Origin of the sequence: Motilibacter deserti, from assembly GCF_011250635.1 — a bacterium.
Lineage (GTDB): Bacteria > Actinomycetota > Actinomycetes > Motilibacterales > Motilibacteraceae > Motilibacter_A > Motilibacter_A deserti.
The window spans coordinates 40038-64589 of record NZ_JAANNP010000011.1; the positions used below are offsets into that span (position 1 = coordinate 40038).

Sequence of the window (24552 nt, forward strand, 5' to 3'; positions counted from 1 at the left end):
TGGTCGCCGCCGGCGCTCTGGCTCTCGCGTGGGCCGTCCTACGTCCAGCGCGTCTCGAGACGTCCGCTGCGTCCTGCGCCCCACTGACCGCTGCGGGCGTCCCCGCGCCGCTACCCCATCGCGGGCCGCGAGCACCGCACCGAGCCGCAGCCCCCCAGAGTCAGTTGATCACGGGACTTGGCGTACGCCGCGCCGGCGTGTCCGAGCCAAGTCCCGTGATCAGCGCTGCGCCGAGAGCGGCGCAGCGGTGCACGGTGCCCGCGGGAGCCGCGGGCCCAGCCGCAGCCTCGGTCCGCCAGAGTCACGGCTCAGCGCGATGACCCTGCTCGACATGCCGGGCATCGCGTTGACCACGGGATTTGGCGTACGCCGCGCCGGCGTGTCCGAGCCAAGTCCCGTGATCAACGCCCGGGGAGGGGGCGGCGGGACCTACAGGCCCGCGGGCCGCGCAGCAGTGGGACGCGCAGCGGCAGGACGCCCGATAGCGGCAGGGCGCCCTGCAGCGGCGGGACGCCCAGCGACGGCACCACCTGCAGCACGCCTCGACGGCGCCGAGCGCCCCGGACAACACCAACGCCCGGGACCGCCGGCAAGGCGGTCCCGGGCGTTGGAAGGCTCCAGGGGAGCGGCTCAGCCGAAGCGGCCGGAGATGTAGTCCTCGGTCGCCTTCTCCGACGGGGTGGAGAACATCTTCGGCGTCGGGGCCATCTCGATGAGCTTGCCGGGCTTGCCGGAGCCCGCGATGTTGAAGAACGCCGTCGTGTCGCTCACCCGGGCGGCCTGCTGCATGTTGTGGGTGACGATGACGATCGTGTACTGCTCCTTGAGCGCCGCGATCTGGTCCTCGATCGCGAGCGTCGAGATCGGGTCCAGGGCGGAGCAGGGCTCGTCCATGAGCAGGACCTCGGGCTCGACCGCGATGGCGCGGGCGATGCAGAGGCGCTGCTGCTGGCCGCCGGACAGGCCCGCGCCGGGACGGTCGAGCCGGTCCTTGACCTCGTTCCAGAGGTTGGCGCCCTTGAGCGAGGTCTCGACGATGCCGTCGAGCTGGGACTTCTTCTTCACGCCGTTGAGCCGCAGGCCGGCCGCGACGTTGTCGTAGATCGACATGGTCGGGAACGGGTTGGGCCGCTGGAAGACCATCCCCACGGTCCGGCGGACGGCGACCGGGTCGACGTTCTGCCCGTAGAGGTCCTCGCCGTCGATGGTGACCTTGCCCTCGACGCGCGCTCCCGGGATCACCTCGTGCATCCGGTTCAGCGTGCGCAGGAAGGTCGACTTGCCGCACCCGGACGGGCCGATGAAGGCCGTCACCGAGCGGGGCTCGATGGTCATGTTGACGTCCTCGACGGCCCGGAACGAGCCGTAGTAGACGTTCAAGCCGCTGACGTCGATGCGCTTGGCCATGGATCCAGTCTCCTACCGCGCCTTGGGCGCTTTCCACCGCGCGATGCCGCGCGCCACCAGGTTGAGGATCAACACGAGCAGGATCAGCGTCAGCGCCGTCGCCCACGCCCTGTCTTGAGCGTACGGGCTCGAGCGGAACGCCTGGTCGTAGATGATCAGGGGGAGGGACGCCTGCGGCCCGTCGAAGGCGTTGAAGTTGATCGAGTCGGTCGCGCCGACGGTGAGCACCAGGGGCGCGGTCTCGCCGATGACGCGGGCGACCGAGAGCATGACGCCGGTGACGATGCCGCCGATGGCGGTCGGCATGACGATCGAGACGATCGTCTTCCACTTGGGTACGCCGAGTGCCAGCGACGCCTCGCGCAGGTCGTTCGGCACGAGCTTGAGCATCTCCTCGGTGCTGCGCACGACGACCGGCAGCATCAGGATCGAGAGCGCCAGGCCGCCCCACACGCCCTTGGGCGTGGTGCCGAAGCCGAGCAGGATCGCGGTGTAGACGAACAGGCCCGCGACGATCGAGGGCACGCCGGTCATGACGTCGACGAAGAACGTCACCGCCCGCGCGAGAGCGCCCCGGCCGTACTCCACGAGGTAGACGGCGACGAGCAGCCCGATCGGCACCGCGATGAGCGCCGCGATCCCGACCTGCTCGAAGGTGCCGATGATGCCGTGGTAGATGCCCCCGCCCTCGTCGCGCGGGCCGATGCCGCGCTGGGAGTGGGTGAGGAAGTACGGCGTGAGGTGGCTGGCGCCGCGCTGGATCGTCGTGATGAGGACGCTGAGCAGCGGCAGGATCGCCAGCGCGAAGCAGGTGTAGACGACGACCGTGACGATGCGGTCCTTCGCCCGGCGGGTGCCCTCGAGCCGCGCCGACGCCAGCCCGACGAGGGCGGCGAAGATCGGCACCGAGACGACGACGGCGAGCGGGAGGTTGAGGCTGCCCAGCGCCAGCAGCAGCAGCACCGACAGGCCGACCGCGGCCACGGCGAGCGCCCACGGCATCCAGCCCGGCAGCGGCCGCGTCTCCGGCAGCAGGCTGCGGCTCTCCGGCTCGCGGGTGGGCTCGTTGGTGGGCAGGAGGGTGGTGCTCATGCCGAGGCCCCCGAGAACTCCTTGCGCCGGGCGATGACCGCTCGGGCGCCCATGTTGACCAGCAGCGTGATGAGGAAGAGCACCAGGCCCGAGGCGATGAGCGCGCTGCGGCCGGTCTCGGCGATCTCGCCGAAGCGGAGCGCGATGTTGGCCGCGAAGGTCGAGCCGCCGATCTCCAGGACGCTGGCGTTGATGGCGTAGCTCGGGGACAGGATCAGCGCGATCGCGATGGTCTCGCCGAGCGCGCGGCCCAGGCCGAGCATGGTGGCGCTGATGATGCCGGGGCGCCCGAACGGCAGCACCGCGGTGCGAATCATCTCCCAGCGGGTCGCGCCGAGCGCGAGCGCGGCCTCCTCGTGGGCGCGCGGGACCTGCAGGAACACCTCGCGGCAGACGGCGGCGATGATCGGCAGGATCATGATCGCGAGCACGACGCCGGCCGTGAACAGTGACGACGCGGAGTTGACGCTGCCGCCGAAGACCGGGATCCAGCCGAACCAGTCGTTGATCCACCGCTCGATCGGCAGGATGTGCTCGCTGAGGAAGCGCAGGCCCCAGAGGCCGAAGATCACGCTGGGCACCGCGGCCAGCAGGTCAACGACGTAGGCGAGGATCACGGCCAGCCGCCGGGGCGCGTAGTGCGAGATGAACAGCGCGATCCCGATGGCGACCGGGACGGCGAGGATCAGCGCGATGATGCTGCTGACCAGGGTGCCGTAGGCGAGCGCGGCGATGCCCCAGTCGTTGTTGTCCGGGTCGAAGTTCTGCGTGGTGAGGACGTTCGACTCGTTCGAGGTCAGGCTGGGGATCGCCCGGATGAGCAGGAACGTGCCGATGGCGGCCATGACCACCAGCACGAAGATTCCGGCGCCCATCGACGAGCCACGGAAGATGCGGTCCCCGAGACGCACACCGCTGGCCGACCGGGTCGTGCCCAGTTGGGTGGAAGGTTTGTCGAGATCGGGCGGTGTCGTCGCCACTGCTTGCTCCTCCGGCGGGCGGACGGGGCGGTAGGGATGCTGTCACTCCGAAGCGCCGGGTGCTGACCCGGCCCCCTCATGATCGGGGGGGCCGGGAGCACTCGGCGCTTCAGGGGGTGGTGCAGCGGGTGTCAGGCACCCGGGGTGATCGCGGCGACGGTCTCCGCGACCTGGGTGCGGACCTCCTCGGGGAGCGGCGCGTAGCCGTTGTCCGTGAGCAGGGCCTGGCCCTCGGTGCTCGAGGTGTAGGTCAGGAAGGACTTGACCAGGTTGGCGTCGGCGGCGGGCTGGCCGGCCGAGCACGCGATCTCGTAGGTCACGAGCACGATCGGGTACGCGTTGGCGGCCGTCGTGGCGTAGTTCAGCGAGAGCGCGAGGTCGGGGGCGGTGCCGGAGACCTCGGCGTCCGCGACGGCGGCGGCCGCGTTCTCCGGGGTCAGCTCGACGAAGCTCTGGCCGTCGTTGGAGACCTTGGCGGCGCTGAGGCCGGCGTCCTCGACGAAGGAGTACTCGACGTAGCCGATGGCGCCCGCGGTGCGGGAGACCGCGTCGGCCACACCCGCGGACTTGTTGGCGCCCTGGCCGCCCTTGATGGCGGCCGGCCACTGCTGCTCGGTGCCGTAGGTCCAGATGTCCTTGGCCGTGGCGTCGAGGTAGCGGGCGAAGTTCTGCGTGGTGCCGGACTCGTCCGAGCGGTGGACGGCGACGATGTCGGCGTCGGGCAGGTCGGCGTCGGGGTTCTCCGCCGTGATCTCGGCGGCGTTCCACTTGGTGATCTGGCCGGTGAAGATGCCGGCGATCGTCTTGGCCGACAGGTTGAGCTCGTCGACGCCCTCGATGTTGTAGGCGACGGCGATCGGGCCGACGACCATCGGGAGGTTGATCGCCTGGCCGCCGGTGCAGTTGGCGTCGGCCTGGGTCTTCTCCTCCTCCTTGATCGAGGAGTCCGAGCCGGCCCACGCGACCTGCTTGTCGATGAAGGCCTGGCGGCCGGCACCGGAGCCGGAGGCGTTGTAGTTGATGGTGACGTCCGGGCAGGCCTCCTGGAAGGCCTTCGTCCACTCGGAGACCGCGTTCTGCTGCGCGCTGGACCCGGCGCCGTTGAGCGTGCCGCCGCCGGCGGGGCACGCGATGCCGCCGCTGCCCGCGTCGGGAGCGGTCGAGCTGCCGGCGGAGGCTGCGGGCGCGTCCGACCCGGTGGTCTCGTCGGAGTTGTCGTCGGAGCCGCAGGCCGCCAGCGCGAGGGAGCCGGCGAGGGCGACGACCGAGAGCCGGCCGAAGCGGTGGAGCTTCACGAGTTCTAGTCCCTCTCCTGGGATGACTTTGTCGTTGCAGAGGGGACGGTAGGTGGGCTAGGTGACGCGATCGCCGGTCGAGGGTGAACGGGAGGTGAACGTCGGGCGAGGGCGCGACGACGGCGTCGTTGCCCGGAGTGGTACGCCAGGGAAACAGCCCCTTTGGGGCGTCCGAATCGCGCGGGGACACCCCACTGGTCACCCAGCCGACGCCCGCCCGACCGGAAGGGTTAACCCGAACAGGGGGCCCGCGGGCTTCAGTTCGCGCCATGAACAACCTCCCCCTCAGCCGCCGCTCGGTCCTCGCGGGCGGCGCCGCCGTCGGCGCGGGTGTCGCCGCCGGCGCGCTCGGTGCTCCTCTTCCTGCGCTCGCCGTCCCCAAGGCCCGGCCGGGCCGCATCTCCTACCCGTTCCTGCTCGGCATCGCCTCCGGCGACCCGTCCCCGGACGGGGTCGTGCTGTGGACCCGCCTCGCGGTGGACCCGCTGGCCGAGGACGGCTTCGGCGGCATGACGGCCGCGAAGTACGACGTGGAGTTCCAGGTCGGCCTGGACGAGCAGTTCCGGACGCTGGCCCGGCGCGGCACCAAGCACGCCCGTCGGGACGAGGGCTACGCGATCCACGTCGAGCTCACCGGCCTCGAGCCGGGCCGCGAGTACTTCTACCGCTTCCGCATCGACGAGCACGTCTCGCCCGTGGGCCGCACGCTGACGGCGCCCGCCGCCGGCGCGGCGGTCTCGGCACTGCGGACCGGCATCGTCTCGTGCGCGCAGTACGAGCACGGCTACTTCACCGCGTACCGCCGCCTCGCGGAGGACACGCCGGACCTGGTCCTGCACCTCGGCGACTACATCTACGAGTACCGCGCCGGAGCGTACGTCGCCAGCGGCGGCAACCCCCGCGACCACGCGGGCCCCGAGACCACGACGCTCGCGGGCTACCGTCAGCGGCACGCGCAGTACAAGGCCGACACCGACCTGCAGGCCGCCCACGCGGTGGCGCCGTGGGTCGTGGTCCTCGACGACCACGAGGTCGACAACAACTGGGCCGGCGACGTGCCCGAGGCGCCCGGCAACGCGGGGGTGACCGCAGCGCAGTTCCGCGCCCGCCGCACCGCGGCCTTCCAGGCGTACTACGAGAACATGCCGCTGCGCCGAGCCCAGGTGGCGAAGGGCGCGCAGATGAAGCTCTACCGCCGCCTCGGCTGGGGCAGCCTGGCCAACTTCCACATGCTCGACACCCGGCAGTTCCGCGACGACCAGGCCAACGGCGACGGCACCAAGCCGCCGACGGCCGAGTCCATGGACCCGCGCCGGTCGATCATGGGCCTGGAGCAGGAGCGCTGGCTCTACGACGGCCTGGGCCGTTCGCAGGCGACGTGGGACGTCCTCGGCCAGCAGGTGTTCTTCGCCCTCAGCGACTTCAGCCCGGGCGCCGCCGAGGTCTACAACATGGACTCCTGGGACGGCTACCAGCCGAACCGCGACCGCGTGATGAACGCCTTCCAGACCCGCGGTGTCGCGAACCCGGTCGTCCTCACCGGCGACATCCACTCGCACTGGGCCAACGACCTCAAGGCCGACTTCCGCGACCCGTCGTCCCGGACGGTCGGTGTCGAGCTGGTGACGACGTCCATCACCTCGGGCGGGAACGGCAGTGACCGGCCCTCGTTCGGCCCGACCGTGCGCGCGGAGAACCCGCACGTGAAGTTCGACAGCAACCGCCGCGGCTACGTCCTCGCGACGTACACCCCGACCGAGCTGCGCGCGGACTTCCGCTCTCTCGCGCAGGTACGCACCCCCGGCGCGCCCGTCTACACCCAGGCCTCGTTCGCGGTGGAGGCCGGCAACCCCGGCCTGCACACCGCCTGAGAATCAGGAGAAGCGCGAATCATGCGATCTCGTTCTGTCGTCGCCGTGACGGCCGTGATGACGCTCGGCTGCGGCGTCGGTGCCGCGGTCCTCGGTCCCTCGGCTACCGGTGCCGATGGCTCGCTCCAGCAGGCCGAGCTCGTCGCCCGCACGGTGCTGCCCGCCGACACGTTCGGCGAGGCACTCCCCAGCGGGGCGCTGGCCAGCTCCGCGAACGGGCGCACGACGCCGTTCGCCGCCCAGCCGGTCCAGGGCTTCAGCGGTGTCCTGCCGCAGCAGGACGGCACCTACTGGGTGCTGTCGGACAACGGCTTCGGCACGAAGGCGAACAGCGCCGACTTCATCCTGCGCGTCCAGCACGTCAAGCCGGACTACGTCACCGGCAAGGCGACCGTCGTCGACCTCGGGATCGACCTCGAGGACCCCGACCGCAAGGTGCCGTTCCCCCTGACGCGTGCGGACCGGCGCCTCACCGGCGCGGACTTCGACATCGAGTCCTTCCGCCAGGCGCCCGACGGAACGCTCTGGTTCGGCGACGAGTTCGGCCCATGGCTCATCCACACCGACGCGAACGGCAAGGTGCTCGAGGCGCCCTTCCACGTCCCGGGCGTGGCCTCTCCGAGCGACCCGACGCTGCCCGCCGGCGCGACGCCGAACCTTGCGAACAGCAAGGGCTTCGAGGGCATGGCTCTCTCGGACGACGGCAAGGAGCTCTACCCGATGCTGGAGGGGCCGGTCACTGGCGACTCCCCGCAGGACCTGCGCGTCTACAAGTTCAACCTGCGGCACGAGCGCTTCCAGGGCATCGCGTTCCGCTACCGCCTCGAGAGCACCGGCAACGCGATCGGCGACCTGACCGCGATCGACGACCACCGCTACGTCGTTATCGAGCGCGACAACGGCGAGGGCGCAACGGCCCGGTTCAAGGCCGTCTTCCTCGTGGACGACCGCGACAAGGACAAGGACGGGTACGCCGACAAGACGCTGTTGGTGAACCTGCTCGCCGTGCCGGACCCCAACGGCGTCGCCGGGGCCAAGGGCTCGTTCTTCAGCTTCCCCTTCCAGACCATCGAGGGGATCGCCGTCCTCGACGACCACACGCTGCTCATCGAGAACGACAACAACTACCCTGGCTCTGCCGGTCGGACGCCCGGGTCGCCCGACGACAACGAGTTCATCAAGGTGCGGCTCGACCGCGCACTGACGGACTGAGCCGCCTCACCTTCTAGAGAAACTGGCAGGTGCCTGTGTTCGTCCTGCTCCGACACGGGCACGCCGGGCAGAAGCGCGAGTGGCCGTTCCCCGACCGGGAACGGCCACTGCGCGGCCGCGGCCGGCAGGAGGCGCAGGGCGTCGTGGGGACGATGCAGCACGTTCCCGTGCGCCGGCTGTTCACCAGCCCCTACCGCCGCTGCTGGGAGACGCTGATGCCGCTGTCGGCGGCGCGCGGAATCCCCGTCGAGCGTTGCGACCTGCTGGCGCCCGATGCCGATCTCGAGGACGTGCTCGCGCTGCTGGCCGACGAGGAGTCCGACGGCGCGGTGTTCTGCACGCACGGGGAGCTGCTCGAGCAGGTCCTCGACCGCTGGCAGTCCGACGGCCCGGTGCACGTCCGCAAGCGGGTGACGACCAAGAAGGGCGGGCTCTGGGTGGTGGACTCCGCCCCCGGCAAGGCACCGGTCGCGCGCTACCACTCCGCACGCAGGGTGAAGTCAGACCGGCGCTGAGTGCCTCTTTCCCGCCCGCCGCGAGCGCCGAGTTGAACACTCGGTGAACGCCGCGGGGGCGGTGTTTCGCCCCCGGGCTTCCCGCGGGTAGTCGCGTTCCGGCACCAATCCCGGTCTGCGCGGCTGAAGGAGCCCGATGGACGGCGACACCCTCCTCCTCGTCACGGTCGTGGCGACAGCGCTCGCCTTCGACTTCACCAACGGCTTCCACGACACGGCCAACGCCATGGCGACGTCGATCTCCACGGGCGCCCTGCGCCCGAAGGTCGCGGTCGCGGTGTCGGCCGTGCTCAATTTCGTGGGCGCCTTCCTGTCCCTGTCGGTCGCGGCGACCATCGCCAGCGGCATCGTCGACTCGGGCGCGATCACGCTCACCGTGGTGTTCGCCGGCCTGGTCGGCGGCATCCTCTGGAACCTGCTGACGTGGTACCTCGGGATCCCGTCGAGCTCGTCGCACGCCCTCATCGGAGGCGTCGTCGGTGCGGCGCTCATCGCCGACGGCACGGGCGCGGTCAACGGCTCCGGAGTCGTCTCCAAGGTGATCCTCCCGGCGCTGCTGGCGCCGGTGGCCGCCGGCCTCGTCGCCGGGCTCGGGACCTACCTCGCGTACAAGATCACCTCCAACGTCTCCCAGAACGTGCGCGACAAGGGCTTCAAGGCGGGCCAGATCGGCTCGGCATCACTGGTGTCGCTGGCCCACGGCACGAACGACGCGCAGAAGACGATGGGCATCATCGCGCTGGCCCTGATCGCGCACGGCAGCCTCGACGAGGGCGCTGACCCGCCGTTCTGGGTCATCGCCTCGTGCGCGGTGGCGATCAGCCTCGGCACCTACATGGGCGGCTGGCGGGTCATCCGCACGCTCGGCAAGGGCCTCGTGGAGATCCAGACCCCGCAGGGCTTCGCGTCCGAGGGCGCATCCGCCTCGGTCATCCTCGCGTCCTCGCACTTCGGCTACCCGCTCTCGACGACGCACGTGGTCTCCGGGTCGATCCTCGGGTCCGGGATCGGGCGGCGCCTGGCTGACGTGCACTGGAGCGTGGCCGGGCGCATGGCGACGGCCTGGCTGGTCACCCTGCCGGCCGCGGGCCTCGTCGGGGCGCTCGCCTGGAAGGGGGCCGACCTGATCGGGGGCACGGCCGGGGTGGCAGCGGTCTTCGTGCTGCTCGTCGCGTGCGCGTCCGCGTTCTACCTCGCGGCCCGCAAGGCTCCGGTCAACTCCGAGAACGTCAACGACGAGTGGACCGGGTCGGTCGCGCCGCAGCGCGACGGCGTTCCGGCCGGGGTCTGAAGGGGAGACGCACGTGGACGAGTGGATCGACCTCGCCGCCCTGGGCCGGGTGCTGCTGGCCAGCCTCGTCGGGGGCGCCGGCCTGGTGGCGGTGTTCTCCCTCGGCCTGGTCGGCCTGTCCGAGCACGAGGGCCGCATGCGCTCGGGGACGCACGCCGGCAGGGGAGGCAGCCCGCTGGGGCTGGCCGTCGCCTCCGGCTGCTTCCTCTGCGTCGCCGCCGGCGTGGCCGTCGGGCTCTGGGCGATGTTGAAGGGTTGACGCCGGAGCCGCCGATCTCGCCCCTCAGGTCCACACCCTCGGTTGTCGAGGCACCTACCGGCTTCGGGTGACGGACGGGACGGGGAGCACGTGGGCCTGACGGTGAACTTCTCGGGGGCGGCGCAGGCGGCGTACCGCAGCCTGGCCGTGAACGACGGCCAGATGACGCGCTCCTTGGAGCGGCTCTCCAGCGGGCTGCGCATCAACCGCGCGGCCGACGACGCCGCCGGGCTGGTCGTCTCCGAGGGGCTGCGGTCGAAGGTCGGCGGCACTCGGGTCGCGGTGCGCAACACCAGCGAGGGGATCAACCTGCTCAACACCGCCGACGGCGCGCTGGGCGAGACGCACGCCATCCTGCAGCGCATGCGGGAGCTGGCCATGCAGGCGGGCAACACCGGGGCGTACGGCGAGACCGAGCTGCGCGACGTGCAGGCGGAGATGGCCCAGCTCAACAAGGAGCTGGACGACATCGCGCGCAAGACGACGTACAACGGGATCCCGCTGCTCGACGGCAGCTACGGCAAGGTGTCGCGCACCGGGCTGATGTGGGGGATGACGCGCTCGCCCGGGCCGGGCACGCAGGAGACGCGCATCCTGTCCGGAGTCACCAACTCGACGCTGCACATCAAGGCCGGCGACAACGACCTGCTCAGCTTCAGCGACGAGATCGGCACCCCGGACGAGTCGACCGTCCAGCTGCAGCTCGCGCCGGGGGACTACCCCGTGACGGCCGACGGTGCGGGGAAGCTGCAGCAGGCCCTGCAGGACGCCATCGCGGCGTCACCGCTCGCGGGCAGCATGACGGCGTCGGTGCGCCTGGACGGCGACCGGCTCGCGACCGAGTTCCGCTGGGTCGGCAGCGTGACCGGCTACCGCGCGGTCGGCGGGGACGGCCTCGCCGACATCTGGGGTGGGATCACCCTCGGCGTCGAGCGGCGGTTCCAGGTCGGCGCCGACGCCGGGGACGTCCTCGACGTGGACCTTCCCGACTTCACCTCCGGCGGCCTCGGCACCCGCTGGATCGACGTCGTGCCCCCGCGCCCGACGCCCCCGCCGCCCCCGCCCGCCCCGGGCACGGGGACGCCGACGCCCCCTCCCGTCCCGACGGTGCCCACGACCCCGCCTCCGCCGCCACCCCCGCCGCCCGGTGGGACGCTGTTCGGCACCCCGCGGCCGCGGGCCTTCGGCGCGGAGGCCGGTGCGCTGTCCGAGCCGGTCGAGCTCTCGGCGGCGGCGGTGGACGTCGCCGGCAGTGCGATCCGCCGGATCGACGAGGCCATCGCGCGCGTCAGCGACGCCCGCGCCCACATCGGCGCGACCGTCAACCGCATGGAGCACCGGCTCGCGTCGCTGGGGACGACCGAGGAGAACCTCGCGCAGGCCGAGAGCAGGATCCGGGACGCGGACATGGCGCACGAGGCCGTCGCCCTGACGCGGGCGCAGATCCTCAGCCAGGCCGGGTCGTCGATGCTGGGCCAGGCGAACTCGTCGCGGCAGTCGCTCCTGTCCCTGCTGCGCTGACGGCGGTCGCCACACGCCAACCGTGGTTCAGGCTCCGTTCGCCTCGAACGCGGTCTCCGTTAACCGGGCCTCGCTTCGCTGTGCGGCGTCGGTGGCGCCACGGCCGAGGGACGGCCGGGTGAGCGTCGCCGCGAGGAGCCCTGCGTGCGTACCCTCTCCCTCAGCCGCCGCGCGATCGTCGCGCTGGCCGGCATCCCCGCCATCGTCGCGCCGGTCGCGCTCGTGTCGGTGAGCGCCGACGCGAACGTCAACGCCACCGGCACCTCGGTGTCCGCCCCGCTGGTCTTCGGCCACCGCGGCGCGTCCGGCTACCGCCCGGAGCACACCCTCGCGAGCTACGACCTGGCCGTCCGGCAGGGCGCCGACGTCATCGAGCCCGACCTGGTCTCGACCAGGGACCACGTCCTCGTCGCCCGGCACGAGAACGAGATCAGCGGGACCACCGACGTGGCCGACCACCCCGAGTTCGCCGCGCGGCGTACGACGAAGGTGATCGACGGCTCGTCCATCACCGGCTGGTTCACCGAGGACTTCACGCTCGCCGAGCTGCGGACGCTGCGGGCGAAGGAGCGGCTCCCCGCCGTGCGCCAGGAGAACACGGTGCTCGACGGCCGCTACGTGATCCCGACCTTCGAGGAGGTCCTCGACTTCGCGAAGCGGGCCTCGAAGGAGACCGGGCGCGACATCGGTGTGGCCCCGGAGACCAAGCACCCGACCTACTTCGACTCGATCGGGCTCTCGCTCGAGGAGCCGCTGGTGCAGGCGCTGCGCGACCGCAACATCGACAAGCGCAACAAGAACATCTGGATCCAGTCGTTCGAGGAGTCGAACCTTCGCCAGCTGCACGACCTCTTCGAGGTCAAGGTAGGCCTGGTGCAGCTCACCAGCGCGGCCGGGCGGCCGTACGACCACGTGGCGGCGGGCGACCCGCAGACGTACGCGCAGATGACCTCGGCGGCTGGCCTCGAGGAGGTCGCGGAGTACGCCACGGTGGTCGGCCCGGACAAGTCCCAGATCTTCCCGCGCGCGGCCGACGGCACCACGAGCGCGCCGTCCGCGCTCGTGACGAACGCCCACGCCGCCGGGCTGAAGGTCGTGCCCTACACGGTCCGCGCCGAGAACCAGTTCCTGCCCGTGCAGTACCGCAAGGGGACCGACCCGAACGCCTACGGTGACGTCGTCTCGGAGTTCGAGGACCTCTTCGAGGCGGGCGTCGACGGCATCTTCTCCGACCAGCCCGACCTCGCGTACGCCGCGCGTGAGGACTTCCTCGGCTACACCCACGGCATCACGCACCCCCAGGCGGAGCAGCCGCGCGGCTGACGGCCACGGGCTGCTTCCCCTCCTCACCGCGGGCGAGGGCCCCGCGACGCCGATGCGTCACGGGGCCGTCCCCCGCGGTTCCTGCGTCGAGGGAGGCCCGGCCGGACAGGCAAGGCGTCGATGCGACTCCACGCGCTGTTCACCTCGGGTTCACTCCAGGCCCCGTCAGGGCTTCTAGCGTGCGGGCCGACGCGCCGACACCGGCGCGCGCTGACGCCTGAGACTTCTGCACCCCGAGGGGAAACGTGTCGGACCTCGAAGACGCCATCCGTCGCCGGCAGCTCCCGCTGCTGAACGGCACGCGCCATGGCAGCCGCAGCCACATGACCTGCCTGTACCGGTGCGGCAACGCCTGTGACAAGCCCGTCCCCAACACCACGGACAACCCCTACATCCGCGACGTCATCGAGGGCGTCCTGTCCCGTCGCGCGGTCGTCAAGGCGGCCGGCGCGTCGGCGCTGGTCGTCATGGCGAGCGGTGCGCTCTCCCAGCGCCCGGCCTCGGCCGCGGAGAAGCTGGCCAAGGTTCCGAGCCCGATCGGCATCGCCGCGGACGGCGACGGGGCGCTCGAGTTCCTCCCGGTGGCGCCCAACAACCTCGACGAGCTCGTGGTCCCGACGGGGGACGACTACGCCTACAGCGTCGTCATGCGGTGGGGCGACCCGGTGCTGGCCGGGGCGCCGGCGTTCGACCCGCTCAACCAGACGGCGGCGGCGCAGGCCGCGCAGTTCGGCTACAACTGCGACTACGTCGCCGTGCTGCCCTACTCGCGCGACGGGGACACGGGGCTCCTCGTGGTCAACCACGAGTACACCGACGAGCAGATGATGTTCCCGGGCGTGGCCACCGCGGCGGCCACGAACGACGAGCAGAAGCGCATCGCGATGATGGCGCACGGCATCTCGGTCGTGAAGATCGAGCGGGTGGGCCGGCACGGACAGTGGCAGCGGTCCGCCGACCGCTCGGTCAACCGTCGCATCACCGCGTCCACCCCGTTCGTCGTCGACGGCCCCGCGGCCGGCTCGGACTACCTCAAGACCTCGGCCGACCCGACGGGCCGGCGCGTGCTGGGCACGCTCAACAACTGCGCGGGCGGCATCACGCCGTGGGGCACGACGCTGCACGGCGAGGAGAACTTCAACCAGTACTTCGGCGCCAGCACCACGGTGCAGGACCCGGAGCGCCGGCTCTCCCGCTACGGCATCGCCACCAGCGGCCTGTCCTCGCGGCGCTGGGAGCAGGTCGACCCCCGTTTCGACCTGGCCAAGGAGCCGAACGAGCCCAACCGCTTCGGCTGGGTCGTCGAGGTGGACCCGACCAACCCCTCGGCCCCGCCGGTCAAGCACACGGCGCTCGGCCGCATCAAGCACGAGGGCGCGACGATCTCCATCGCCGCCGACGGCCGCGTGGTCGCCTACACCGGCGACGACGAGCGCTTCGACTACATCTACAAGTTCGTCTCGCGCAACAAGTACCGCGCCGGCCGCTCGGCCGCGGACCGCGCGCACAACATGACGCTGCTCTCCGAGGGCGACCTCTACGTCGCGCAGTTCACCGGCGACAGCCCGAAGAGCGAGCTGAACGGCAACGCCAACGGGCAGGGCACGCTCCCGTCCGACGGCGAGTTCGACGGCGGCGGCCACTGGATCCCGCTGGTGCTCAACGGCCAGTCGATGGTCCCGGGCAAGTCGGTCGAGTGGGTGCTCACCTTCACCCGCCTCGCCGCCGACCGCCTCGGCAAGCAGCTCGACGCGAACGGCGACCCGGTGCTCGCCGGTGGCGCCGAGATCATCGTCGACGCCACCAAGGTCCCGACCAAGATGGACCGGCCCGAGGACATCGAGCCCAACCCCGTCACCGGCCGGGTCTACGCGGCGCTGACCAACAACTCCAACCGCACGGTGGCGCAGGTCGACGAGGCCAACCCGCTCGGCCGGTCGTACGCGTTCAACGCCACCACGGGGGCGGACACGCTGCAGAGCGGCAACCGCAACGGCCACGTCCTCGAGTGGGAGGAGGCGGGCAACGACCACGCGGCACTCACCTTCAGCTGGCGGATCTTCCTGGTCGCCGGCGACCCCTCGCGGCCCGAGTCGTACTTCGCGGGCTACGACAAGTCCAAGGTCAGCCCGATCTCCTGCCCGGACAACGTGGCGTTCGACCCGCACGGCAACCTGTGGATCTCGACCGACGGCAACTCGCTGTCGTTCGTGAACCAGGCCGAGGGCACCACGGGCCTGCTCGGCGGCAACGACGGCCTCTTCGCCGTGCCGGTGCAGGGCCCCGAGCGCGGCCACCTCAAGCAGTTCCTCACCGTGCCGCGCGGCGCGGAGACCTGCGGCCCGTTCATCACGTGGGACGGCGACAGCGTCTTCGTCGCCGTTCAGCACCCGGGCGAGTACGGCGGCGCCACCTTCGACCGCCCCGTGAGCTCGTGGCCGGACCGCTCGGCCACGCGCCCCTTCCCGCGCCCGAGCGTGTGCGTGGTCTACAAGACCCGCGGCGACAAGCGCATCGGGTCCGGCGGCCGGGCGGCGCGTGACGCCGAGCGCGCCGAGCGGCGGACGGCTGCCACCAAGTAGCAGCCCGAGGAACGGCCCGGAGCCGGGGCAGCCTGCGGTCGTAGGCTGCCCCGGCTCCGTCGTCTGCTGCGGGTTTGGCCGCCGAGCGTGCTGCCGAGAAGACCGGTATGAGCACTCCGGCACAGCGAGAGGTCGGCGCCGCCCTGCGCCTCACCGGCGTGGTGATCGGCGTCGGTGCGGTCGTCAGCGTGCTGCTCGGGCTCGTCCTCGGCGCGCTGAGCGAGGACTTCGCGGGCGTCTTCGGGGGGACCGTCGCGGTCGCCATGAGCGTCACCGCAGTCGTGGGTGTCGCGCTGGTGCTGATCCCGGGGCGGCGCGGCCGGCGCTAGTCCTCGGCGGGCAGCTCGTTGTAGCCCGGGGCGCGCTCCTGCCCGGTCAGCCGCCCGATGGTGTCGATGACGTCGTCGGTGAGCTGACGGCGCGCGAGCCCCGGGGCCACGGCGGCGTAGTCCTTCGGCTGGATCGGGGGCGCGAAGCGGACCGTGACCTTGGCGATGCGTGGGAAGCGGGCTCCCACGGGCTGCACCCGGTCCGTCCCGATGAGGCCGACCGGCAGCACCGGCGCCTCCGCGGCGAACGCCAGCCACGCGACGCCGACCCGCCCGCGGTAGAGCCGCCCGTCGCGCGACCGCGTGCCTTCCGGGTAGATCCCGAAAGCCTCTTCACGCTTGAGGACCTCCAGCGCGGTGTCGAGCGAGGCCTGCGCCGCGCGGGCCTGCCCGCGGGGAACGGGGACCGCGCCCATCGCGGTGAAGAACCACCGGGAGGGCGCGTTGCGCAGGCTCCGGTCGGTGAAGTACTCGCTCTTCGCGAGGAAGGTGATCCGGCGCTCGGTGACCACGAGGGGCAGGATGATGCTGTCGATGAACGACAGGTGGTTGCTCGCGACGATCACGCGGCCTTCGCGCGGGATGTGCTCGCGCCCCTCGACGACGGGGCGCCAGAAGGTGCGCAGCAGGATGCCGAGCAGCCGGCGCAGGACGAAGTACAGCACGGACAGGATCTCCCTACGCGTCGTGCGTCTCGACGGCGACGACCGTTCCGGCCGTCACGTGCAGCACCCAGAACCCGCCCGCGGACAGCGCGTGGGCCGGGGCGAGGCTGGGGCAGAGCGCGCACAGCGCCCGCACCACCGGCAGCAGCAGCGCCTTGTGCGTGCAGACCACAGTGCCCGCCGATGCGTGGAGCAGGCGCTGCAGCTCCACCACAGCAGCCGAACCAGCATTGGCGAATCCGCTTTCGCTGACCAAAGGCTGGGCCTCCATGGTCAGCGACATCGCGTCGGCGTACGGCTGGAGCGTGCCCATCGTGCGTGCCGTGTCCGAGGCGATCAACCGCTCGATGCCGTACGCCGCGAGCAGCGGGACGAGCGCCTGCGCCGTCGCCCGCCCGCGCGCGTCCAGCGGGCGGACCTCGTCGGCGCCGGCCCATTCGTCGCGCGGCACCGGCTTGGCGTGGCGCAGCACGACGAGCGGAACGGTCTGGGCGCGCACGGCGTCGAGGGCATCGATGAGCGCCGCGTCGCGGTGCCGGGTGAGGCGCTGCCGGGCGGCGTCGAGGGTCAGCCACTCGCAACGGTCGACCTCGGCGGTCGGCACGAACTCGCCGCCGACGGCCCGCGCCGCCCAGTAGGACACGGCCTTGTCCCGGCCGGAGACGACGTAGCGCTGGGCCGGCAGCGGCCGGCCCAGCACGATGTCGAGCCCGGTCTCCTCGCACACCTCGCGCCGTGCGGTGTGCAGCAGGTGCTCGCCCGGGTCGGCCTTGCCCTTGGGGAACGACCAGTCGTCGTACTTCGGGCGGTGGACGAGCAGGACCTCCGGCCCGCTGGGGCCCTCTCGGCGGACCAGGGCGCCCGCGGCGAGGACCGTGCTTGCGTTGCTCACGTCAGGTCGGGCGCAGCCATCGTCGGTGCTTCGGGTCGGCGACCTCCGGCCACAGGTCCAGGAACTCGTGCCGCGCGAGGTCCATCGCCGCCCGCTCCTCGCAGTAGAGCAGGCCGAGGGCGAAGCCGGTGCGGCCGCCGACGTGGGACCCGGCGGCGAAGCCCTGCAGCGTGTGCGCGGCCACCGAGGCGTCCATGTGCTCGCCGAGGTGCTCGGTAACCCGCTCGACCTGCTTGGCCAGCCGCTTCGCCGGCTTGCCGAGGGCGGGTGCCACGGCCTCGCAGGCGTAGCGCACCTGCTTGGCCGCCTTGCGCGCCTCGTGCCACTCCTCGTCCGGCCCGTCCAGCTGCAGGCCCTTCACATCGCGGTCGAGCCGCTTCCACGCCTTGGCCACGAGCGGCGGCAGCACGTCCGCGCAGGCCTTCTCCGCGGACTTGGTGAGCCGGGGCGCGTTGACAGCGTCCACGAGGGCGTCGTGCAGGGCGACGTAGCGGTCGCTGCGCAGCGCCGCGAGCGCCCGCTCCCGCCCGTCGTCCGCCTCCTTGCCGAGGTGGCGGTCGATGAGGCTGCGCGCGGCCAGCGGCTCCACGTCGTGCGGGAGGTGCTTCACCGACTCGTCGAGCCGCTCGCGGAGCACCTCGCGGTCGCGGGCCGCGCTGAACTCGCCCGCGAGCCACTTGAGCTCGGCGCGCAGGCCGTCCGCCCACTCCCGGTCCAGCAGAGGACGGAAGACCTTGAGCCCGCTGCGCAGCCGCCGAGCGGCGACCCGCACCTGGTGGACGGCGTCCTCCGCGTCGCGGCGCACCCCGAGGTCGTTCTCGCGCAGCTTGCGGGCCTGCTCGGCGATGAAGGCGCGGACCAGGACCGCGGCGCTGTCCTTGGGCCCGACGGCGGGCAGCCGCGGGATGTCGGACGGGGCGCTCGCCATCGGGCCGAGCGCGCGCACCGCCTTGGAGGCGAACTCCCCGGGCACGGCTCCGGCCGCGAGCAGCCGTTCGACGGACTCGTCGAGCTCGCCGGGGCGGGCCTCGAGGTCTTCCAGCTCGAGCTCGTGGAACTTCACGACGACGCGGTCGCCGTCGACCACCGACACGTCGTCGTCGGTCAGCTCGGCGAGCTCGCGGCCGTCCGCGGTGAGCAGCACCCGGCTGACCCGCTTCGTCTGCAGCGTCGCGACGGCGACCAGCGGGGCGGTGCGGGTGATCGCCGTGACCAGCTCGCGGAGCTCCTGCGGGACGTCGCCGACCTCCCCGGCCTCGAGCGGCAGCCGGAGCTCGTCGCGCACGCCGGAGCCGAGCCCGCCCACCGGCAGCTTCAGGTGCCACCCGGCGTCCGAGCCACCCTCGCGGCGCCGCAAGGTGATGCCCTCGCGGGCGAGGCGGAGGTCGCCGGTGTCGTGGTAGACGGCGGTGAGGTCGTAGGTCCCGCGCTCCTCCACACCGGACACCGGCCCGGCCCCGGCGAGGTCGGGCAACGCGAAGAGGCCGTGGATGCGGAACTTGCGCTCGCTCTCCCGGTAGGTCTCGGGCTTCGGGCCGTCCTTGGCGTCAGGCACGGGCGCTCCTCGCTCCTCGCTGCTTCACGGTCATGAGGTGGTCCTGCAGGTCGCGCAGTGGCTGGCCCTGCCCGTCGGTGGCGCGGCGGTGCCACTCGCCGTCGGCGTCCAGCTCCCACGCCGCGGTGCCCTCGTCGAACCCGAGGTCGAGCAGGGCGTCGAGCTCGGCGACGTGCTCGGGGCTGGTGAGGCGCACGAGCGTCTCGATGCGGCGGTCGAGGTTGCGGTGCATCATGTCCGCACTACCGAACCATGTTTCGCACGTCGCGCCGACGCCGAACTGGAAGAGGCGGCTGTGCTCGAGGAAGCGCCCCAGGATGCTTCGGACCTGGATGCGCTCGGAGAGCCCGGGGACGCCTGGCCGCAACGCGCAGATGCCGCGTACCCAGAGCTGGACGTCGACCCCGGCCTGGCTCGCGCGGTAGAGCGCGTCGATCACGGCCTCGTCCACGAGGGAGTTCACCTTGATGCGCACCCGGGCCGGCTGGCCGGCGCGGGCGGCCTCGGCCTGCTGCTCGATGCGCTCGACGATGCCGGACCGCATCGACTCCGGTGCCACGAGGATGCGCTTGTAGCGGCCGGTCCCGAGCGCGAAGCCGGAGAGCGTGTTGAAGAGGTTGGTCAGATCGGCCCCGACCTCCTCGTCGCACGTCAGGAGGCCGAAGTCCTCGTAGAGCCGGGCGGTCTTGGGGTTGTAGTTGCCCGTGCCCATGTGGACGTAGCGGCGAAGCCCGTCCTTCTCTTCACGGATCACCAGTGCGGCCTTGCAGTGCGTCTTGAGCCCGACGAGGCCGTAGACCACGTGGCAGCCGGCCTGCTCGAGCTTGCGCGCCCACTTGATGTTGGCCGACTCGTCGAAGCGGGCCTTGATCTCCACGAGGACGAGGACCTGCTTGCCCGCCTCGGCGGCGTCGATCAGGGCGTCGACGATCGGGGAGTCGCCGCTGGTGCGGTAGAGCGTCTGCTTGATCGCGAGGACGCGGGGGTCGGCGGCCGCCTGCTCGATGAAGGCCTGGACGCTCGTCGCGAAGGAGTCGTAGGGGTGCTGGACGAGGATCTCGCCCTGCCGGATCTTCGCGAAGATCGAGGCCTCACGCGCCTCGACGTCGACGAGGTCGCGGTGGGTGCCGGGGACGAACGGGGGGAACTTCAGCTCCGGCCGGTCGAGGTCGGCGATCGCGTGCAGCCCGGTCAGGTCCAGCGGCCCGGGCAGCGGGAAGACGTCGTCGTCCTCGACGCCCAGCTCGCCCTTGAGCAGGTCGAGCAGGTGCGGGTCGATGGTCTCCTCGACCTCGAGGCGGACCGGCGGGCCGAAGCGCCGCCGCATGAGCTCGCGCTCGAGCGCCTGGAGGAGGTTCTCCGCCTCGTCCTCGTCGACCTCGAGGTCCTCGTTGCGGGTGACCCGGAACATGTGGTGCTGCAGCACCTGCATGCCGGGGAAGAGCTGCTGGAGGTGGGCCGAGATGACGTCCTCGAGCGGGACGAAGCGCTGCGCCGACGCCCGGGTGAAGCGCTGCAGCACCGGCGGCACCTTGATGCGCGCGAAGTGCTCGGTGCCGGTGTTGGGGTTGCGGACGATGACGGCGAGGTTGAGGCTCAGCCCCGAGATGTAGGGGAACGGGTGGGCCGGGTCCACCGCCAGCGGGGTCAGGACCGGGAAGATCCGGTCACGGAAGAGCTCGTGCAGCGACTCCTGCTCGTCGTCCTTGAGATCGGCCCAGCGGACGATCTCGATCCCGGCGTCGCAGAGCGCCGGGTGGACCGAGTCGCGGTAGTCGTCGGAGTGGCGCCGCATCAGGTCGCGGGCCTGCTCGGACACCCGCTCGAGGACCTGGCGCGGCTGCAGGCCGCTTGCGGCCCGTACGGCCAGCCCGGTGGCCATGCGGCGCTTCAGGCCCGCCACCCGCACCATGAAGAACTCGTCGAGGTTGCTCGCGAAGATCGCGAGGAACCGCGCCCGCTCGAGCAGCGGGACGTTGGGGTCCTCGGCCAGCTCGAGGACGCGCTGGTTGAAGCGGAGCCAGGACAGCTCCCGGTCGAGGAACCGGTCGGCCGGCAGCTGCCCCTCGGCGGCCGCCCCGTCGGGGCGCCCCGGGACGGGGGCCGGCGAGGCTGCAGCACGCGCTTCGGGCTCGACGCTCATGAACCACATCGTCCCATCTCGCGGGCGGGCGGAAACGAGCGCCTCGCGGGGCCCCGGCGGGCCGGTCGCGGGCTGTTGGCGGGGCGTACGGCGTGCGTTCATCCGCTCGTGCGGCGTCCTTCGCCGACCGGGCCCAAGATCTGCGCCGTCCCAGCCTCCCGACGGCCCGAGCAGGCGCTCCGGCGCCGGCGCCCGCGGAAGGAAGACGGCATGCCCGCCGCCCGGTTCGAGCTCTTCCTGCGCGGCTCCGACGGCGTCGAATGGCGGCTCATCGGGGCCAACCACCGCGAGCTGGCCCGCGGCGCCCGCGGCTACGCGGACGTCGAGGAGTGCGCGGCCGTCGTCAGCGGGGTGAAGCGGGTCGCCCGGGACGCCCGCGCCCAGCTCCAGCGCGACCCCGAGGGACGCTGGCGCTGGCAGCTGCTGGACGCGGGGGAGCCCGTCGCCCACGGCGGCCGGGGCTATCTGCGCCGGCTCGAGTGCGAGTCGGCGCTCGCCGCCTTCCGCACCAGCGCGCCGGACGCGCCGGCCGCTGCGGGCGTACGCGTCCTCCCCGGAGCGGTGCGGGTCCCGGGCGCCCGTCGGCCGTCGCACGACACCCTGCCCGGCGACGTCCGGGCCGCCCGCGCTCGCGGCTGAGGCTCGGCGCGCTCGCGGCTGAGGCCGCCCGCTCGCCGCGACCGTGATGTCGCCCGGTGTCGGGATCGGGGCCGACTCGACCCCGGTGTGAGCTGCGGGCCGAATGCCCGGCTGCGGTGGTGAACTCAGCCGCAGGCCATCTGTCCTTCACCTTCGCGTGGCTGGCCGGAAGCCCACGGCCGCCACCTTCAGATGCGCCGCCACTGCGTCGACCGCGCTGCGCGCCGACACACCGCCGCACCCCGTCCAACGACCGCCCGAGGGGGCCAGTTCCGCATGAGCGAATCGCGCTTCGTGCTGTCGGTCTCCCGGCGGCCGGACTCGGCCGACGGGCCGGTGTCGTGGCGGCTGCTGTCGGCCAACAACCGGCTGCTCGCCAAGAGCCCGGCCGGGTTCGCGACCTTCGCCGAGTCCCGGGCCGCGGTGCTCGCGCTGTGCGCCGCGCTGCCGCGTACGACCGCGACCGCGATGACCGTGCCGACGACCGGCCGGTGGGTCTGGTCGCTGCGCGCGGACGGCGCGGTGGTCGCCGTGAGCGGCCGCTCGTACGAGCGGGAGCGCGAGTGCGTCGAGAGCCTGCGCCGGGCGCTCGCCGCAGCGGCCTCGGCGCCGCTCGCCCCCGCCGACCGTGACGTCGTGGTCGAGCTGCCCACGCAGCCGGCCCCGGCGCGTACCCCGCACGATCTGGAGACCACGCGATGACCGTCGTGGCCGTCGAGCCACCCCACGCCGAGGACGTGCCGCGCCGGCTCGCGGACCGTCCCACGCCCGCCGACCGCTTCTTCTTCCTGTTCACCCGCGCCGGCGGCCTCAGCGTGCTCGTCCTCATGGGGCTGGTGGGGGCGTTCCTGACCTACCGCGCCGGCAAGGCGCTCGAGCAGGCGAACATCGCCTTCCTCACGACCGAGGCGTGGGAGCCGGACTCCGGCAACTTCGGCATCGCGGCCGTCCTCGTCGGCACCCTGCTGATCGCCGGCGTCGCCATCCTGATCGCCTTCCCGCTGGCGGCGGGCACCGCGCTCTACATCAGCGAGTACGCCCCCCGCCGGCTCAGGTCGACGCTCATCAGCCTCGTCGACCTGATGGCGGCGATCCCGAGCGTCGTCTACGGCCTGTGGGGGTTCTTCCTGCTCCAGCCGCACATGCTGGTCGTCGGCCAGGAGGGCAACGGGCTGGTCCGGTGGCTGGCGACGTACCTCGGGTGGATCCCGCTCTTCGCCGTGGACGGCGCGGACCCGGGCGACCCGCTGTCCACGGCGACGGTCTACACCTCCTCGACCTTCATCGCCGGCGTCGTCGTGGCCCTGATGATCGCCCCGGTCATGTGCTCGGTGATGCGCGAGGTCTTCTCGCAGGCGCCGGTCGGCGAGCGGGAGGGCGCGTACGCCCTGGGCACGACGCGGTGGGGGATGATCCGCGCGGTCGTGCTGCCGTTCGGCCGGGCCGGGATGATCGGCGGGACGATGCTCGGCCTCGGCCGTGCGCTGGGGGAGACGATCGCCGTCTACCTCATCATCTCGCCGATCTTCGTGATCCAGCCGCACATCCTGCAGAACGGCGCGAGCTCGATCTCCTCGCTCATCGCGCTGCGCTACGGCGAGGCCTCCGGGTTCGGCACCTCCGCGCTGATGGCGGCGGGCCTCGCGCTCTTCCTCATCACGCTGCTCGTCAACGTGCTGGCCTCCGCCGTCGTGAACCGCAGCCGGTCCGGGGCGGTGACGGGATGACGACGTCGACCTTCAGCGGCACGGCCCCGGCGGCCGCAGCCCCGGCGGCCGTGGTCGAGCGGCCGGTGGAGACGAAGCGCTCGCTGCGCTCGGTGCGACGCAGCGATGTGCTCGCGCTGGTCGGTGCCGCGGTCGGTGCGGTCTCGTGCACGAGCCTGCTGTTCTTCCGGCTCGCGCCGTTCTCGGGGAAGCTCGGCTTCGTCGTCGTCGCCTACCTGCTCTTCCTCGGCTTCTACGCGCTGCTGGTGTCGCGGGACGAGGCCGGCCCCGTCGTACGCGACCGGCTCGCCGCAGCGGTCTCGCACAGCCTCGCGTTCGTGCTGCTGCTGGCGATGGTCGTCGTCATCGGCTACACGCTCTGGCGTGGCAAGGACGCCTGGTCGCACGCGAACTTCTTCACGGAGGACATGCGGCGCACCGGGCCGCTCGACCCCCTGGACGTCGGCGGCATCGCGCACGCCGCCGTCGGCACGCTCGAGCAGATCGCGCTCGCCCTCGTCGTCACGGTCCCGCTCGGCCTGACGTGCGCGGTCTTCCTGCTGGAGGCCCGGGGCCGGCTGGCCCGCCTCGTGCGCATGCTCACCGAGGCGATGACCGCGCTGCCGTCGATCGTGGCCGGCCTGTTCGTCTACGCGATGCTGATCGTGAGCCACGTCGTGGAGCGGTCGGGCCTCGCCGCGTCGATCGCCATCAGCGTGATGATGCTGCCGATCGTCATCCGGGCGGCCGACGTCGTGCTCCGTCTGGTGCCGGGCAACCTCAAGGAGGCCTCGCTCGCCCTGGGGGCGAGCCGCTGGCGGACGGTCTGGCACGTGGTGCTGCCGACCGCGCGGTCCGGCCTCACGACGGCGGTCATCCTCGGCACCGCCCGCGGCATCGGCGAGACCTCGCCTGTCCTGCTCACGGCCGGCTACGCCACCGCGATGAACGCGAACCCGTTGCAGGACCCGATGACGTCGCTGCCGCTGGCGACGTTCCAGCTGGTGAAGTCCTCGCAGCCGGAGATGATCGCGCGCGGGTTCGGCGCCGCCGCCACGCTGCTCGCCATCGTCCTCGTCCTCTTCGTCGTCGCCCGCGTCATCGGCGGCAAGCCTCCGGGCCAGCTGTCCAAGCGCGCGCAGAAGCGTGCCGCCCGCGCCTCGGAGCGGGACGCCCGCCGCTTCACGATCGAGGCCGTGCACCAACTCGTCTCCGAAGACACCAACAGGAGAAGCGCATGACCCGCCTTCGGCTTCGCCCGACGACTTCAGTCAA

The 24552-nt window shown here is 72.1% G+C and carries 21 protein-coding genes; 13 read left to right on the top strand and 8 right to left on the bottom strand.

Features of this window, described 5'->3' with window-relative positions; all coding sequences use genetic code 11:
- Positions 1 to 630: 630 nt before the first annotated feature.
- From pstB to pstS, 4 genes are all read right to left on the bottom strand, one after another.
- Positions 631 to 1407, bottom strand: a complete 777-nt coding sequence (gene pstB, locus G9H71_RS13675) for a phosphate ABC transporter ATP-binding protein PstB (protein ID WP_166282751.1) — start codon at positions 1405 to 1407, stop codon at positions 631 to 633.
- A gap of 12 nt (positions 1408 to 1419) precedes the next feature.
- Positions 1420 to 2499: a phosphate ABC transporter permease PstA gene (gene pstA, locus G9H71_RS13680; protein ID WP_166282753.1), complete on the bottom strand. Its 1080-nt coding sequence runs from the start codon at positions 2497 to 2499 to the stop codon at positions 1420 to 1422.
- Complete coding sequence (gene pstC, locus G9H71_RS13685) at positions 2496 to 3479, bottom strand: phosphate ABC transporter permease subunit PstC (protein WP_331272982.1); 984 nt, start codon at positions 3477 to 3479, stop codon at positions 2496 to 2498. Before pstC (G9H71_RS13685) ends, pstA (G9H71_RS13680) begins: the two co-directional genes overlap by 4 nt.
- Before the next feature lie 131 nt (positions 3480 to 3610).
- The gene (gene pstS, locus G9H71_RS13690; RefSeq protein WP_166282755.1) at positions 3611 to 4774 is read right to left on the bottom strand and encodes a phosphate ABC transporter substrate-binding protein PstS; all 1164 of its coding nucleotides are present in this window, start codon (positions 4772 to 4774) and stop codon (positions 3611 to 3613) included.
- 269 nt (positions 4775 to 5043) lie between these two features.
- Between pstS and G9H71_RS13695 the strand changes: the two genes are divergently transcribed.
- The 9 genes from G9H71_RS13695 to G9H71_RS13735 all read left to right on the top strand — a co-directional run bounded on the left by G9H71_RS13695 (position 5044) and on the right by G9H71_RS13735 (position 15677).
- Positions 5044 to 6645, top strand: a complete 1602-nt coding sequence (locus tag G9H71_RS13695; protein ID WP_166282757.1) for an alkaline phosphatase D family protein — start codon at positions 5044 to 5046, stop codon at positions 6643 to 6645.
- Positions 6646 to 6666: 21 nt separating this feature from the next.
- A complete protein-coding gene (locus G9H71_RS13700; RefSeq protein ID WP_166282759.1) occupies positions 6667 to 7857 on the top strand; it encodes an esterase-like activity of phytase family protein in 1191 nt (396 codons plus the stop codon).
- 29 nt (positions 7858 to 7886) lie between these two features.
- On the top strand, positions 7887 to 8372 hold the full coding sequence (locus G9H71_RS13705; protein ID WP_166282761.1) for a SixA phosphatase family protein: 486 nt from the start codon (positions 7887 to 7889) through the stop codon (positions 8370 to 8372).
- Between the two features lie 136 nt (positions 8373 to 8508).
- On the top strand, positions 8509 to 9663 hold the full coding sequence (locus G9H71_RS13710; protein ID WP_166282763.1) for an inorganic phosphate transporter: 1155 nt from the start codon (positions 8509 to 8511) through the stop codon (positions 9661 to 9663).
- A gap of 13 nt (positions 9664 to 9676) precedes the next feature.
- Positions 9677 to 9922, top strand: a complete 246-nt coding sequence (locus G9H71_RS13715; protein ID WP_166282765.1) for a hypothetical protein — start codon at positions 9677 to 9679, stop codon at positions 9920 to 9922.
- 90 nt (positions 9923 to 10012) lie between these two features.
- Entirely contained in the window at positions 10013 to 11443 is a 1431-nt protein-coding gene (locus G9H71_RS13720; RefSeq protein ID WP_166282767.1) for a flagellin N-terminal helical domain-containing protein, read from the top strand.
- A gap of 144 nt (positions 11444 to 11587) precedes the next feature.
- A complete protein-coding gene (locus G9H71_RS13725) occupies positions 11588 to 12766 on the top strand; it encodes a glycerophosphodiester phosphodiesterase (RefSeq protein WP_331272983.1) in 1179 nt (392 codons plus the stop codon).
- Between the two features lie 323 nt (positions 12767 to 13089).
- Positions 13090 to 15348: a PhoX family protein gene (locus G9H71_RS13730; RefSeq protein WP_166282769.1), complete on the top strand. Its 2259-nt coding sequence runs from the start codon at positions 13090 to 13092 to the stop codon at positions 15346 to 15348.
- A gap of 107 nt (positions 15349 to 15455) precedes the next feature.
- Positions 15456 to 15677 (top strand): hypothetical protein, encoded by a 222-nt coding sequence (locus G9H71_RS13735; RefSeq protein WP_166282771.1) that lies wholly within the window; start codon positions 15456 to 15458, stop codon positions 15675 to 15677.
- Here the strand turns inward: G9H71_RS13735 and G9H71_RS13740 are convergent.
- Genes G9H71_RS13740 through G9H71_RS13755 form a run of 4 tightly spaced genes read right to left on the bottom strand, consistent with a single transcriptional unit; the run spans position 15674 to position 21034 of the window.
- Positions 15674 to 16342, bottom strand: a complete 669-nt coding sequence (locus tag G9H71_RS13740) for a lysophospholipid acyltransferase family protein (protein ID WP_166282773.1) — start codon at positions 16340 to 16342, stop codon at positions 15674 to 15676. The two genes, G9H71_RS13735 and G9H71_RS13740, sit on opposite strands and share 4 nt — an antisense overlap.
- A 13-nt stretch (positions 16343 to 16355) precedes the next feature.
- Positions 16356 to 17234, bottom strand: a complete 879-nt coding sequence (locus G9H71_RS25130) for an NUDIX hydrolase (protein ID WP_166282775.1) — start codon at positions 17232 to 17234, stop codon at positions 16356 to 16358.
- Position 17235: 1 nt separating this feature from the next.
- Positions 17236 to 18789, bottom strand: coding sequence for a CYTH and CHAD domain-containing protein (locus G9H71_RS25135; protein ID WP_166282776.1), 1554 nt, complete (start codon positions 18787 to 18789; stop codon positions 17236 to 17238).
- A complete protein-coding gene (locus G9H71_RS13755) occupies positions 18782 to 21034 on the bottom strand; it encodes an RNA degradosome polyphosphate kinase (protein ID WP_166282778.1) in 2253 nt (750 codons plus the stop codon). Before G9H71_RS13755 ends, G9H71_RS25135 begins: the two co-directional genes overlap by 8 nt.
- A 108-nt stretch (positions 21035 to 21142) precedes the next feature.
- On the opposite strand from G9H71_RS13755, the gene G9H71_RS13760 reads away from it, so the two are divergent.
- From G9H71_RS13760 to pstA (G9H71_RS13775), 4 genes are all read left to right on the top strand, one after another.
- Positions 21143 to 21571 carry a YegP family protein gene (locus G9H71_RS13760; protein WP_166282780.1) on the top strand — a complete coding sequence of 143 codons (429 nt, stop codon included), beginning with the start codon at positions 21143 to 21145 and terminating at the stop codon, positions 21569 to 21571.
- A 276-nt stretch (positions 21572 to 21847) separates the two neighbouring features.
- On the top strand, positions 21848 to 22273 hold the full coding sequence (locus tag G9H71_RS13765; RefSeq protein WP_166282783.1) for a hypothetical protein: 426 nt from the start codon (positions 21848 to 21850) through the stop codon (positions 22271 to 22273).
- Positions 22270 to 23298 carry a phosphate ABC transporter permease subunit PstC gene (gene pstC, locus G9H71_RS13770; protein ID WP_166282785.1) on the top strand — a complete coding sequence of 343 codons (1029 nt, stop codon included), beginning with the start codon at positions 22270 to 22272 and terminating at the stop codon, positions 23296 to 23298. The genes G9H71_RS13765 and pstC (G9H71_RS13770) overlap by 4 nt, the downstream gene beginning before the upstream one ends.
- Positions 23295 to 24518, top strand: coding sequence for a phosphate ABC transporter permease PstA (pstA, locus tag G9H71_RS13775; RefSeq protein WP_166282787.1), 1224 nt, complete (start codon positions 23295 to 23297; stop codon positions 24516 to 24518). Before pstC (G9H71_RS13770) ends, pstA (G9H71_RS13775) begins: the two co-directional genes overlap by 4 nt.
- Positions 24519 to 24552: the final 34 nt, after the last annotated feature.

What these genes read in the sequence shown, in the direction of transcription:
- G9H71_RS13695 (WP_166282757.1), top strand. Translation starts at nt 5,044, where the DNA reads ATGAACAACCTCCCCCTCAGCCGCCGCTCGGTCCTCGCGGGCGGCGCC.
- pstA (WP_166282753.1), bottom strand. Translation starts at nt 2,499, where the DNA reads ATGAGCACCACCCTCCTGCCCACCAACGAGCCCACCCGCGAGCCGGAG.
- G9H71_RS13730 (WP_166282769.1), top strand. Translation starts at nt 13,090, where the DNA reads ATGACCTGCCTGTACCGGTGCGGCAACGCCTGTGACAAGCCCGTCCCC.
- G9H71_RS13765 (WP_166282783.1), top strand. Translation starts at nt 21,848, where the DNA reads ATGAGCGAATCGCGCTTCGTGCTGTCGGTCTCCCGGCGGCCGGACTCG.
- pstA (WP_166282787.1), top strand. Translation starts at nt 23,295, where the DNA reads ATGACGACGTCGACCTTCAGCGGCACGGCCCCGGCGGCCGCAGCCCCG.
- pstB (WP_166282751.1), bottom strand. Translation starts at nt 1,407, where the DNA reads ATGGCCAAGCGCATCGACGTCAGCGGCTTGAACGTCTACTACGGCTCG.
- G9H71_RS13755 (WP_166282778.1), bottom strand. Translation starts at nt 21,034, where the DNA reads ATGAACGCACGCCGTACGCCCCGCCAACAGCCCGCGACCGGCCCGCCG.
- G9H71_RS13700 (WP_166282759.1), top strand. Translation starts at nt 6,667, where the DNA reads ATGCGATCTCGTTCTGTCGTCGCCGTGACGGCCGTGATGACGCTCGGC.
- G9H71_RS13735 (WP_166282771.1), top strand. Translation starts at nt 15,456, where the DNA reads ATGAGCACTCCGGCACAGCGAGAGGTCGGCGCCGCCCTGCGCCTCACC.
- pstC (WP_166282785.1), top strand. Translation starts at nt 22,270, where the DNA reads ATGACCGTCGTGGCCGTCGAGCCACCCCACGCCGAGGACGTGCCGCGC.
- G9H71_RS13760 (WP_166282780.1), top strand. Translation starts at nt 21,143, where the DNA reads ATGCCCGCCGCCCGGTTCGAGCTCTTCCTGCGCGGCTCCGACGGCGTC.
- G9H71_RS13710 (WP_166282763.1), top strand. Translation starts at nt 8,509, where the DNA reads ATGGACGGCGACACCCTCCTCCTCGTCACGGTCGTGGCGACAGCGCTC.